A 13,155-nucleotide genomic window follows, 5' to 3' on the forward strand; every position below is an offset into this window, starting at 1 on the left:
AACGAGGCGCTGCCTCTTACGCCCTTTAAGCTATTACGGCGTTGGTTTAAAAAACCATTTTTAGGAGTAGGTCTGCCTTGTCGCTATAAAAGCAAAGGCCATAGGCCTGGCTCATTTTTGCAACTCCGGAATTTATTCCGGAAGCCGGAACCTGCTACAGAGTACGGGAGTGCCGTAGGCACGACCCATAAAGATACCTGCTTCTCACACCTGCTCCCAACATAAGAAAGTTGATCATCACCCTGACGAAAGGTCCGCGCCGCGGGCTTGTATCCTGTCCCGGATAGTTAGCCTCTGATCGGTGCAAAGCTTTATCACTTTTCCAAATAAAAAAGGCGCCTCTGATTTTTGAGACGCTCTTTTCATTTATTTATTCAGCGGTTAATTCGCCGTTGGGTTCGGATTGGTGGGAGGTACTCCGCCGGGTACCGGTTCGATAGGTACTACGGGCGGCTCATCTGCCAGCAATTTCTTTTCTTCAAAAGGACGTTTGCCGATCAGGGTTTCCACATCGGCCTGGAACAATACTTCTTTTTCCAGCAACGCCTTTGCGATGATCTCCACCTGCTCTTTCTTTTCAGTCAGCAGCGCCACGGTCTTATCATAGCATTCTGCAATAATGGCCCGTACTTCCTCATCGATCAGTTTGGAAGTCTCCTCACTGTAAGGTTTGGTAAAGGAAGTATCCTGGTGCGGGTTGTAAAAACTTACATTGCCCACCTTCTTACTCATGCCATATACCGTCACCATGGAATATGCGATCTGGGTCACATTTTCCAGGTCACTGCCGGCACCTGTGGAGATCTTCCCAAAGAAGATCTGCTCACTTACCCTTCCGCCTAAAGCCATACACATGCGGTGGATCAGGTCCTCTGTCCGGTACAGGTATTGCTCTTTGGGCGTGTATTGTGCATATCCTAATGCGGCGGTACCTCTTGGTACAATGGTTACTTTCAGCAGGGGATATGCGTGCTCCAGGAACCAGCCTGCTACGGCATGACCGGCTTCATGATAGGCGATCACTTCTTTTTCATGCGGGGCAATGATCTTGTTCTTCTTTTCAAGGCCGCCGATCACACGATCGATGGCGTCCTGGAAATCGGCCATATCCACGCCTGTTTTATTCTTCCGTGCAGCGATCAGGGCTGCTTCATTACAAACATTGGCAATGTCTGCACCCGCAAAACCGGGTGTCTGCTCCGCCAGTTTGTGAATATCCAGTGATTCGGAGGTTTTGATCTCTTTCAGGTGCACTTTAAAAATGGCTTCGCGTCCCGCAAGGTCCGGCTGGTCGATGGTGATCTGCCGGTCGAAACGGCCGGGGCGCAGCAATGCAGAGTCCAGTACATCCGGGCGGTTGGTAGCAGCCAGTACAATGATACCGGTGTCGGTGCCGAAACCATCCATTTCTACCAGCATCTGGTTCAGCGTGCTTTCGCGTTCGTCATTGCTCATCATGGCATTCTTACCACGGGCACGGCCGATGGCATCGATCTCATCGATAAAGATGATACAGGGTGCTTTCTCGCGTGCCTGTTTGAAGAGGTCCCGCACGCGGCTTGCTCCAACACCCACGAACATCTCCACAAAGTCAGATCCGCTGAGGCTGAAGAAAGGAACCTGTGCTTCACCTGCCATGGCTTTTGCCAGCAATGTCTTACCGGTTCCCGGAGGCCCTACCAGCAAGGCTCCTTTTGGTATCTTACCGCCAAGGCTGGTGTATTTTTTGGGATTCCGCAGAAAGTCGACGATCTCCATTACCTCCACCTTTGCTTCATCCAGTCCGGCCACATCCGCAAATGTGATGTTGACACGGGTGCCTTTATCAAAAAGGGTGGCCTTGGATTTTCCGATATTGAATATTCCACCAGGGCCGGCACCACCACCGGCGCCACCGCCCATTTTACGCATCATTAAGATCCAGACACCGATCAGCAAAAGGAACGGGAGGATAAAACTGATGGAGCGGCCGATAAAGTCGCTGTCATTGGTTACGGTTTTTGGAGGTTGTGCTGTCTGAGGATGCTCTTTGTAAAAGTCTTTCATCTGGTCGACAAACTTGTCCCCGCTGGTAATTTCAAAAAACATCTGAGGATCGTTATTGGCCGGTATCAGCGTATTGCCGCTTTTCCCTTTGCCGGCCTCCTGATATTTGGAAAGACTGTCTTTTTTTATCCAGACTCTTACTACACTCCGGTTATTTACGATCGCATATTTATCCACATCGCCTTTTTGAACCATGGCCTGGAAAACATCGATACTGATCTCTTTGCTGGAAGACCCGAACGGATTCAGGAACTGCAGGGCCAGCATGATAGCCAGAATGATAATAAATGCCCAATAGCTGCCAAACTTTACCTTTTTGGGTTCATTACCGCCGCCATTACCGGAAGGCTTTGGCGAGAACGGGTTATTCCGCTGTTTTTCTTGTCTGTTATAATTATTTTGAGACATGTTCTGTAATTATGATACTATAAGGCAATTTTTATTGAAATGTTTATGAGATGTATTACTATTTTTTCTTAAATATCCTTTTCATTATGTGCTTTGATGCTGGCGTCACTCCACATTTCTTCCAGGCTGTAGAATTTACGCTGCTCCGGCAGCATGATATGTACCACGATGTTTACATAGTCCATCAATACCCATTGCAGGGTCTGGGTACCTTCTCGCTGGTACACATTTTCGCCTGTGGCTTCTTTTACCCGGTATTCGATATTATCGGCTACAGACTTTACCTGTGGAGAACTGGAAACTTCACATATGATGAAAAAATCGGATACGGCTTCAGGGATCTGCCTCAGATCAAGGGAAACGATGTTTTCCCCTTTTTTTTCCCTGATTGCGGAAATAATAGTCTTGAAAAGTTTAGAATTTCTTGTAAGCCTGGCTGTACCTGAAATTTTACGTTTCGTTAGCGATGCTAAGGGTTCCAAATAGAAGAATTTATATTTTTTTAACGGCAACAAGCCCTCAAAAAGGGCACATTTCCTAAACTTGTTTTACTTTGTTCAAAAATAGCAAATATTGACTCAAAAAAAGGCAGCCGCCGGCCAAATTCCTGCCATTGTTGAACTATTGCAGGTAGACAGTACCAATAACTATGCCCTTAGCCGGATACGTGAAGGTTTGGCATATCATGGCATGGGCATTTTTGCCCACGAGCAGCTCGCCGGCAAAGGACAACGGGGAAAGAAATGGCTCTCCCTGCCTGATCAGAATATCTATTTGAGCCTGATTATAGGCCCAAACCCCTTGATTTTAACTGATTTATTTGTGCTGAGTGCACTTGTTGCGGTGGAAACCAGGAAGTTTCTGGCAGAAAAAGTGCCGGGCAACTGGTTTATAAAATGGCCCAATGATATTTATTTTCAGGACAGAAAGGCAGTGGGAATGCTGATTGAGAACATCATTAACGGACAGAACTGGAAGTGGGCGGTGGCGGGCATTGGCGTAAATGTGAACCAGGACCGCTTCCCTGAAGACCTGAAACGGGCCGTTTCGCTAAAAATGATAAGCGGAGAAAATTACGATTGCCTGGTACTGGCCACCGAACTGGCAGGGCGGATCTTCAATGCCCTGGCGGCACTGAAATCGGATGTTGAGCGATCCGTCAGGGAAAACCTGGAAGAATACAATGCCCATCTTTTTATGAAAGATGAGGAAATAAATTTTGAAGAAAATGAGGCGGTAAGAACCGGCAGGGTACTTGAAGTGACCAGAGAGGGGCAGCTGGTTGTCCAGACAGAAAAAAGAAATTATTTCGATTTTGGAGAAATTAAATGGATCGTTTAGCTTAGCAATACAAAGACAGCTTAGCTGCTTTTAAACTAAAACACTCCGGCTATGATCATCTTCGGCACCAGGGGAAAAACACTTAGAACGAATGCTGCTCCCATAAACTGCGATCACTGTGGAACAAAAAACAGCGTGTATCTAAGTTTTGCAGTACGTTATTTTCATATTTTCTGGATACCGGTTTTTCCAACGGGGAAAAAGGGGATGACACAGTGTTCCCACTGTAAACAGGTACTGTATGAAAACCAGTTGCCAACTGCATTGAGACCGGTCTTTTACTCCGAGAAACAAAAAATAAAAACACCTTTAAAATATTATACAGGTTTGTTGCTGGTAGGAGTATTCGCATTGTTTGTGATGTACACCGGGTATACCAGTTCAAAAAATAATAAGCTGTATATTAAAGATCCGAAAATAGGGGATGTATATGAAGTAAAGGAGCAACCCGATAAATTCACGCTATATAAGGTAACGGCTGTTACTGCGGATTCCGTGGCCTTGGTGGTCAATAATTATGCTGCCGACCGGTCATCCGCTTTATATAAACTGAGGCGGACGCATGGAACGGATTATGGCAGCGAAACGATTTCGTTTTCCAGGAACCAGTTACAGTCGATGTTTGATGGAAAGCAAATATTGAATGTAAAAAGAGAATGATCGGCTTTAAGGATTGTTCTACGTCATTCCGGATTTTTTGTTTTTAAGTGTGAACCGTGTGGCGATCAACTCATCCCGCTCTGCAGCCCGGGCTTCCTTTTCCAATACATTGTTATAGTAACCATGTTTTACAGACTCAACAAGGTATTTAAACAGGAAACGCAGTAGCCCATAACGCTGGTATTGTTCGATATGTTTCAGCTCATGCCGTACCCAGCGCTCATCGGCCAGGAAGGCTGCTTTTGTGGCTCCGTACAGGTAAATGGTACGACCAATGACCAGGGCCACATTTTTTGATTTCAGCTTTCCGGCTGCCAGCCGGGCGATCCATGAATTTTCTTTGATGCGGAAAGGGGTCATAATGCGCGTCCCGTCAAAAATACGACAGAAAAACAGGTTTAAGAAAAGATGTAAATCGCAGCTATGGATACTGTAAACGAACCGGCAACAGCATATAAAAACGAACACGATACCATTGCAGAATACCTGGAGATGGAAAGGCATCACCGGAAAAGCACGAATACTATCTGGGAGCCGTTTTTGCTACGGCTGGTGCAGGGCGAAGACATCATATAATATTTAAAAACACATTGGGGCAATTATACATGCTCCTTAGCGGAAATGACTGTCAGCCCTATGGCAGCGACATGCGCATCCATATACCCGAAAATACATTGTTTACCTACCCGGATATATCGATCATCTGCGGGGATATGGTTGCTCCTGCCGAAGATGAAAACACCGCAGTGCTGCCGGCAGTATTGATTGAGATCCTACCCCCGCTGCAAAAGATTATGACCGCGGCGGAAAATTCAGGCTGTGCCGTGATATCCCTTCTTTAAAAGAAGACATACTGATCGACTCAGAAAGCATCAGCTCTTCAGGCTTTTGATGATTTCCTCCGCATGTTTGGCGCTGCGGGGTCTTAAAAATATTTTTCGGATCACACCATTCTCATCAATAACAAAGGTGGTCCGGTGCAGGCCCATATATTTGTTCCCAAACATCTGCTTCTCACCCCAGACGCCATATTTTTCAATAATGGCATGTGAAGGATCCGCGATCAGTGAAAAGGGCAATGAGAATTTTGCTTCAAATTTTTTATGCTTGCTGACCTCATCCGGACTAATACCCAGGATCTGCAAACCTTCTTTTTTCAGTAATGCATAGTTGTCGCGCAGGTTACAGGCCTGTATGGTACAGGTAGGGGTATCATCTTCAGGATAAAAATAGAGGACCACTTTCTGACCTTTAAGATCTTTTAGCGCGATCTTTTTTCCGTTCTGGTCCGTACCGGTAAAAAAGGGGGCTTTATCTCCTTCTTTCAAATGTGTTGCCATATATTTCAAACAGTTTTGATCCTTATTTTTTCTTCCTGCTTCCGGATGTGGGTTTTTTTCCGGAAGCTTTGACAGCCGTTTTTGACCGGGATGCAGTAGTCTTTTTAGTGACTGTCTGTTTACCGGAGCTTGCTTTTTTCACCGGGGTTGCGGCGGCTGCGCCTCCCCCTCTTCTGAACTTCCAGCTTCTTTCGGTTTTGTTGCCTGCAATATCAGTAACAGTTACAAAAAGCGTATGTTCACCCGGGGTCACTTTTTCATCAAAATAATAGAGGTAGGTTCTGCCTTTGTCATTCGTGAACCGGATCCAGCGGCCGTCTATTTCCGCCCGGAAATCGGCGATACCGGAATTGTCCGTTGGTGTGAACGCAATGCGTGACGCGCGGCTGAGATCCACCACATCACCGCTTCCCAATGAATTAATGGAGGGTGGAATGTTGTCTGTAAATACTTCGAACGTACCAAAATCCCGGAACAGTGCAGTAACCCAATCGCCGTTCCAGCTGGCTTTTTTAACCGTACTGTTGCTGCCGGTCCTTTTGATCACCACACGGTCCCGGAGCTCAGGAGCTATGGGTTTTTCGGGTTTGATGCGTACCTCAAAATCGCTGTGCACGGGGATATTGGTTTCCCCCAGCTTATGCCGGGCAGAAACGCTGCCGCCGCCGCTTGAAGACAGTCTTGCATACCCCGGGTTCATTTTATCATAGAGAACAAACATGGGAAGGTAGGCCTCAAAATCATATTTGAAAATGCGGCTGAGCCGGTTGGGCAGCCATTCATAGCTTTTGACAGCCGGCGGGGCTGCACCATTGTTCTGCAGCCGGAAGGAAAGGGTGGAGGTATTGCCATGAGTGTCGCTTACAAGGATGCTTACTTCGTGTGTGCTGGTATCGTTCAGCTTAATGGTATTATTATTCCAGCCGAGATCATAATAAACGCCACCACGGTCGCCGGGAAGTTTGGATATATGCTGTACCCATGCACCGCCATTGGCCTTCATTTTATAATCGACCTGGCAGTTCATATAGCGGGTGCTATTGTAGCCGATGCTGTCAATATAAAAAGCGGAAAGTTCTTCCCCGTCAAAAAAGAGCCGGGCGCTGTAAATACCATCCCGGTTGCCCGCCCTGTTCCAGGTATCATAAGCCTGGATCGCAAAGCTGAGATGATTATAGGCCGTATTGATCATGCCACCGGGCACGGAGTAGGTCTCCCCCGATTTATGAAGGGGAAATGTTCCCGGGTACTGATCGTAACTGCTGTTATTGCGGTCGTACATGACGAGCTTCACCAATGTAGGCGCATAGGCATCGGAAAACGGTGTGCCGAACAATGCCGGGTTCAGGCGCCTGCCGGATTTGGTATCAATGACCTCCCAATGAACATGCGGCCCCTGTGAGCCGCCGGTAGTGCCGCTGTACGATATAAAGTCACCTTTTTTTACAGGGAATTTTCCGGGGGGAATGGTGAGATGCGTTTCCCAGGATTCTTCCTGGTACTGATAATTCTTTACATATGCTTCAAGATCGGGGCGGAAATCATTCAGATGGCCGTAGAGCGTGGACAATCCGTTGGGATGGTTGATGATGATCCAGCGACCCCAGCTCAGCGGTTCAATCCCCACAAAGGCAATATAGCCGTCTGCGGCAGCTACCACCTGCTGGTTCACCTTTTGATTGGTACGCACGTCCAGCCCCATGTGCCAGTGATTGGAACGCAGTTCCCCCATGTTTGCAACAATGTCCGGGTTCAATAACGTCGGCCACCGGAAATATTGCTGGGGGTACGCCGGCTTTTTGTAGAGCTGGGCTTGTGAAACAGCACCGGTTAACAAGAGTACGGAGAGGAAAAAAAACTTTGCCATCGGCTCAAATATAATAGTTATTATTTAAGTGATAAAGCGGTATTGGAGCAACGGTAACGGGTATTTGTAAAATTCTTAACAGTTGTTTCTAAACCTTTTGCGGTGTTGCTGCCTCTTTTAAATAACTACCAAAAGTTATTTTATGAAACACAAGCTCTGTTATCTGCTGCTGCTATTTCCGCTGATCGCAAAAACACAGTCCACCATCCAGGTAAAAAATACCTTGAACCATAGCTTTAATATCGTTCTGGAAAATGAAGAAGCCTATTTTGAGGAAAGCGGGGCAACAATAGCGGTTGCCAACCTGGTGCCCGGTAACTATTATTTAAAAATATGGGACCCTTATTTTGCGGAAGCATCTGTTTGTGAAACTATAATTAATATCCGGTCCGGTCAGCGGGTAACGGTATGGGTCCGGGAAAATATGAAGCTGGAACAGACAGTAGAAATGCTGAAAACAAGACCCACAGGAAATATACCCTCTGTTCAAAAGCCGGTAAGCCCGCAGTTGCCGGTTTATAACAGGTTGCCAAAAATGAAAGACCAGGATGCCCGCGCGCTTGCAGCCTCCATCAACGGAAAGGTGTTTGATAATGATAAAGAGGCCATTTTCCGTGCAGGAACAAAGTACAATTCATTTACAACAGCGCAGGTACGGGAGCTGATCAACAGCTTTCAGTTTGAAGAGAACAAACTGAAAATGGCAAAATTGATATTTCCGCAGGTGCAGGACAAACAGAACTACCACCAGCTAAAAGATTGTTTTCAATATATAGGGTGGCAGTCTGATTTCCTTAAATTTTTAAATCAGCAATAAATCAGCAATATGAATTACTTTCATGATCCTATTAATAAAGTATGAAGAAGATCATCACCACGGTTTGCGTTTTCTTTTTTTTGCTAAACCTTGTCACGGCGCAGCAGGTGAAACCAAAAATAAAAGACTGGCATTATCTGGATTATAAAGCGGACGGCTACCGTGGCATCAGTTTAAAACAGGCTTATGCACTTTTGAAGGGGCGCAAAAGCATCCCTGTCATTGTAGCGGTTATCGACAGTGGCATCGACACCTTGCAGCCGGATCTGAAACCGGTGCTCTGGCAAAACCCCGGGGAGATCCCCAATAACAATAAAGATGATGATGGCAACGGGCTGACTGATGATTATTATGGATGGAACTACCTGGGCGCGCCGGACGGGGAAAATCTTTCGGTAAGCATCAGTGACGACTGGCGCACCTACCATCGGTTTAAAGCACAGTTTGAAGGTAAAGACAGTGCCGCGATCCCCAAAGACCAGCAGTGGCATTACCGGGAGTGGCAACGGGCCGGCAGGACGCTGACGGCGGATTTTGACAGTGCTTCAGCGGTCATTGATAACCTGCGTGCAAACTGGGAGCTGGCAAACAGCACCAATGAGCAGCTGAAGAAAATACTGAACAAGGAAGTTTTTACAGGAAAAGACCTGGACAGTGTCCCGGTTTCGATCGCCAACAGGGAGCTGCTGACGATCTGGAAGCGGATACTCGCTCAGGAGGACATGAGCAATGCCGGTTTTATGAAAGGGTTCGGAGATTACAAAAAGGAGCAGGAAGATAATCTTGTAAAACGGACGACGGCTCCCGAGGATTACCGGGGTAAGCTGCTGCAGGATGATGACTATGATATAACAAAAACAAAATACGGGAATCACAACCTGTCCGGGTTTGCCGGGTATCATGGAACCAGCGTCAGCAGCGTGATAGGGGCCGTCCGGAATAACGGGACAGGCATTGATGGGATCGCAGACAACGTAAAGATCATGATGATCCGGGGGATCCTGGGCAAGGATGAGTTTGATAAAGACGTGGCCCTGTCAATACGGTATGCCGTGGATCATGGTGCAAAAGTGATCAATATGAGCTTTGGCAAGTACATTTCCCCGGATAAAAAGTGGGTGGATGAAGCGATTGAATACGCCCTGTCGAAGGATGTGGTCCTTGTTCACGGAGCGGGGAATGATGCGACGGATACTGACACAGAGGATCACTATCCCAGTTCCTATACCGTCGCGAACCGTTTTTTGCCCAACCTGCTCCAGGTAGGTGCCAGCGGGGATGCCAGCCTGGGCACGCTGGTAGCGGGTTTCAGCAACTACGGAAAGAAAAAAGTAGATGTATTTGCCCCTGGCCTCGACATTCATTGCGCCATTGCCGGCAATGGTACACAGATGGCGAGCGGTACCAGCCTTTCGAGTCCGGTGGTAGCGGGCATTGCTGCCCTGCTGCGTTCCTATTTTCCAAAACTGAAGGCTGCTGAGGTAGTTGATATCATTCGCAGATCCGGGACCACGGTAGAAGAGCCTGTAGATAAACCGGGATCCGGGGGAAAAAAAGTACCGCTTTCCGAATTATGCAGTTCCGGAAGGATCGTAAATGCCGCGGGGGCGGTAAAGATGGCACTCGATCGTGAGAACGGAGGCTGGTAATGCCGCTGCGCGCTCTTACTACCGTTCGTTTTACATAAAATAAAAGTTCACAGGAAATTCTTCATTATTTACGCCTTCTTTTTCCTGTTTTAGGCATACCTTTGCGCAATTTATTTTTTTTAAAGAAAACTAAAAGATGCCCAAAGATACTTCCATTAAAACGGTATTGATTATTGGTTCCGGCCCCATTGTGATCGGCCAGGCTTGTGAATTTGACTACTCCGGCACCCAGGCGGCCCGCAGTCTGCGGGAAGAAGGGATAAAAGTGATCCTGGTCAACAGCAACCCTGCCACCATTATGACCGATCCGATGATGGCAGACCGTGTATACCTGTTGCCGCTGACCACAGAAAGTATAGAACAGATCCTGCAAGAAAATGAGATTGATGCGGTATTACCTACAATGGGAGGTCAGACAGCGCTGAATCTTTGTAAGGAAGCCGAAGAGCTGGGCCTGTGGAAAGAATACAATGTGCGGCTGATCGGAGTGGACATCAAAGCGATCGATAAAGCAGAGGACCGGGAATTGTTCCGCCAGTGGATGATCGAACTGGGCATCCAGGTAGCCACGGCAAAAACGGCCAACTCCTTCCTGGAAGGTAAAGAATTTGCCCAGGAGATCGGGTTCCCGCTGGTGATCCGCCCTTCTTTTACACTGGGAGGCACCGGTGGCGGCTTTGTACATGATAAAGATGAGCTGGATGAAGCGCTGAACCGGGGGTTACAGGCTTCCCCCATTCATGAAGTGCTGGTGGAAAAAGCAGTGCTGGGCTGGAAGGAGTTTGAGCTGGAGCTGTTGAGGGATTCTGCCAATAATGTATGTATCATTTGTACCGTAGAAAATTTTGACCCGATGGGTGTGCACACGGGGGATTCCATTACCGTGGCACCTTCCATGACACTGAGCGATACCGGGATGCAACTGATGCGGAATACGGCCATCCGTATGATGCGGGATCTCGGCAATTTTTCCGGAGGTTGTAATGTGCAGTTTGCCATGAACCCCGAAACCGAGGAGATCATTGCCATCGAGATCAATCCCCGGGTAAGCCGCTCTTCGGCCCTTGCCTCAAAAGCCACTGGTTATCCCATTGCGAAGATCGCCGCCAAACTGGCCATCGGCTATAACCTGGATGAGCTGGAAAACCAGATCACCAAAACCACTTCGGCCTATTTTGAACCGGCGCTGGACTATGTAATTGTAAAGATCCCCCGCTGGAACTTTGATAAATTTAAGGGGGCCAACGATACCCTTGGCCTGCAGATGAAAAGCGTGGGCGAGGTAATGGCCATTGGCCGCAGTTTTAATGAAGCGGTGCAGAAAGCCTGCCAGAGCCTGGAAAATAATGCCATCGGCCTGGGATATTATGGCAAAAGCATGATGCATGCGGAAGAGTTGCTGGAATACATCAAAACACCGAAATGGGATCGTATTTTCCGCATCAAGGATGCCCTGATGGCGGGTATTTCTGTAGGCACCATTTCAAAAGCGACCAACGGGATCGACCGCTGGTTCCTTTCCGAGATCCAGAAACTTTGCGTGCTGGAAAAGAAAATTGCGGAGTACACCCTGGAAACCCTGCCGGCAGAATTGCTGCGGGACGCCAAGGTGAACGGCTTCAGCGATGCCCAGATCGCCGAGATCATGGGGCATGGAAATACAGAAGAAGCCGTATACACTCGCAGAAAAGACCTGGGCATCAACCGGGTTTATAAAATGGTGGATACCTGCAGCGCAGAGTTTGAAGCAAAAACCCCTTATTTCTATTCCACTTTTGACGCACCTGCCAAATCGGACCTGAGCGCAGGCGACCTGGTGCATAATGAATCGACCGTTTCTGATAAGAAAAAGATCATTGTACTGGGCAGCGGTCCCAACCGTATCGGCCAGGGCATTGAGTTTGACTACTGCTGCGTGCACGGATTACTGGCCATTAAAGAGGCCGGCTATGAAGCCATCATGATGAACTGTAACCCCGAAACAGTGAGTACGGATTTCGACATGGCGGATAAATTGTATTTTGAGCCGGTGTACTGGGAGCATGTGCGGGAACTGATCGAATACGAAAAACCTGCTGGAGTGATCGTACAGCTCGGCGGGCAAACCGCCCTGAAGCTGGCGGAGAAGATCAAGGATATGGGTGTGGAGATCATGGGCACCAGCTTCGACAATATGGATATCGCAGAAGACCGCGGCCGGTTCAGCGATATGCTGAAGGAATTAAAGATCCCTTACCCGGAATACGGTGCCGCATGGACGGTTGATGAAGCGGTGCAGATCGCCAACCGGGTGGGATATCCCGTACTGGTGCGTCCCTCCTATGTATTGGGCGGGCAACGGATGCGGATCGTACTGAATGATGATGAAGTGGAAAGAGCGGTGATCAGCCTGCTGAAACACATCCCGGGCAATAAGATCCTGATCGATCATTTCCTCGACCGTTGCCAGGAGGCAGAAGTGGATGCAATCTATGACGGAGAAAATTTTCACGTAATGGGGGTAATGGAGCATATTGAACCCGCAGGTATTCATAGCGGTGACAGTAACGCGGTACTGCCGGCCTTCAATCTTACTCCGATGGAAGTGACCACCATGGAGCATTACGCGGAGAAGATTGCAAAAGCACTGGACATCCGCGGTCTGATCAACATCCAGTTCGCGATCAAAGACGGAACCGTATATGTAATCGAGGCCAACCCGCGTGCTTCCCGTACCACACCGTTCATCGCCAAGGCGTACCAGATCCCTTATCTCAACATTGCCACCAAGGTAATGATCGGGGCAAACAAGCTGACCGATTTCAAATTCGAAAAGAAGCTCAGGGGGTACGCGATCAAAGAACCGGTATTCAGCTTTAGTAAATTTCCGGGTGTCAACAAAGAGCTGGGCCCCGAAATGAAGAGCACGGGTGAAGCGATCCGCTTTATCAAAGACCTGAAAGATCCTTATTTCAGACAATTATATAAAGACCGGAGCATGTTCCTGAGTAAATAATACAGGAAAGATAATGATTCAAAGACCCGCGA

At 47.9% G+C, this 13,155-nt stretch carries 12 protein-coding genes; 7 read left to right on the top strand and 5 right to left on the bottom strand.

Annotated elements, in window-relative coordinates:
* Window positions 1–381: 381 nt before the first annotated feature.
* Together ftsH and rsfS are read right to left on the bottom strand one after the other, a co-directional pair.
* Window positions 382–2,454 carry an ATP-dependent zinc metalloprotease FtsH gene (gene ftsH, locus K7B07_RS12275; protein ID WP_223710004.1) on the bottom strand — a complete coding sequence of 691 codons (2,073 nt, stop codon included), beginning with the start codon at window positions 2,452–2,454 and terminating at the stop codon, window positions 382–384.
* Window positions 2,455–2,522: 68 nt separating this feature from the next.
* A complete protein-coding gene (gene rsfS, locus K7B07_RS12280; protein ID WP_223710005.1) occupies window positions 2,523–2,936 on the bottom strand; it encodes a ribosome silencing factor in 414 nt (137 codons plus the stop codon).
* A 91-nt stretch (window positions 2,937–3,027) separates the two neighbouring features.
* Between rsfS and K7B07_RS12285 the strand changes: the two genes are divergently transcribed.
* On the top strand, window positions 3,028–3,795 hold the full coding sequence (locus tag K7B07_RS12285; protein ID WP_223710007.1) for a biotin--[acetyl-CoA-carboxylase] ligase: 768 nt from the start codon (window positions 3,028–3,030) through the stop codon (window positions 3,793–3,795).
* A 51-nt stretch (window positions 3,796–3,846) separates the two neighbouring features.
* Window positions 3,847–4,455, top strand: coding sequence for a zinc-ribbon domain-containing protein (locus tag K7B07_RS12290; protein WP_223710009.1), 609 nt, complete (start codon window positions 3,847–3,849; stop codon window positions 4,453–4,455).
* Between the two features lie 18 nt (window positions 4,456–4,473).
* Here the strand turns inward: K7B07_RS12290 and K7B07_RS12295 are convergent, their stop codons facing one another.
* Window positions 4,474–4,815, bottom strand: a complete 342-nt coding sequence (locus K7B07_RS12295; protein ID WP_223710011.1) for a DUF4157 domain-containing protein — start codon at window positions 4,813–4,815, stop codon at window positions 4,474–4,476.
* Window positions 4,816–4,878: 63 nt separating this feature from the next.
* Between K7B07_RS12295 and K7B07_RS12300 the strand changes: the two genes are divergently transcribed.
* Window positions 4,879–5,031 (top strand): hypothetical protein, encoded by a 153-nt coding sequence (locus K7B07_RS12300; RefSeq protein ID WP_223710013.1) that lies wholly within the window; start codon window positions 4,879–4,881, stop codon window positions 5,029–5,031.
* Window positions 4,983–5,297, top strand: a complete 315-nt coding sequence (locus K7B07_RS12305) for a Uma2 family endonuclease (RefSeq protein WP_223711366.1) — start codon at window positions 4,983–4,985, stop codon at window positions 5,295–5,297. The genes K7B07_RS12300 and K7B07_RS12305 overlap by 49 nt, the downstream gene beginning before the upstream one ends.
* Window positions 5,298–5,327: 30 nt before the next feature.
* Here the strand turns inward: K7B07_RS12305 and bcp are convergent, their stop codons facing one another.
* Window positions 5,328–5,795 carry a thioredoxin-dependent thiol peroxidase gene (bcp, locus tag K7B07_RS12310; RefSeq protein WP_223710014.1) on the bottom strand — a complete coding sequence of 156 codons (468 nt, stop codon included), beginning with the start codon at window positions 5,793–5,795 and terminating at the stop codon, window positions 5,328–5,330.
* Window positions 5,796–5,817: 22 nt separating this feature from the next.
* Complete coding sequence (locus tag K7B07_RS12315; RefSeq protein ID WP_223710016.1) at window positions 5,818–7,662, bottom strand: M23 family metallopeptidase; 1,845 nt, start codon at window positions 7,660–7,662, stop codon at window positions 5,818–5,820.
* Between the two features lie 142 nt (window positions 7,663–7,804).
* Here K7B07_RS12315 and K7B07_RS12320 point away from each other — a divergent pair, with 142 nt between their 5' ends.
* The 3 genes from K7B07_RS12320 (at window position 7,805) to carB (ending at window position 13,123) form a co-directional block, all read left to right on the top strand.
* Entirely contained in the window at window positions 7,805–8,479 is a 675-nt protein-coding gene (locus tag K7B07_RS12320; RefSeq protein ID WP_223710017.1) for a proline and serine-rich protein 1 family protein, read from the top strand.
* A 41-nt stretch (window positions 8,480–8,520) separates the two neighbouring features.
* Entirely contained in the window at window positions 8,521–10,128 is a 1,608-nt protein-coding gene (locus tag K7B07_RS12325; protein ID WP_223710019.1) for a S8 family serine peptidase, read from the top strand.
* A gap of 136 nt (window positions 10,129–10,264) precedes the next feature.
* Entirely contained in the window at window positions 10,265–13,123 is a 2,859-nt protein-coding gene (gene carB, locus K7B07_RS12330) for a carbamoyl-phosphate synthase large subunit (RefSeq protein ID WP_223710021.1), read from the top strand.
* The last annotated feature ends 32 nt before the right edge of the window (window positions 13,124–13,155 follow it).

The organism is Niabella beijingensis, assembly GCF_020034665.1.
GTDB lineage: Bacteria > Bacteroidota > Bacteroidia > Chitinophagales > Chitinophagaceae > Niabella > Niabella beijingensis.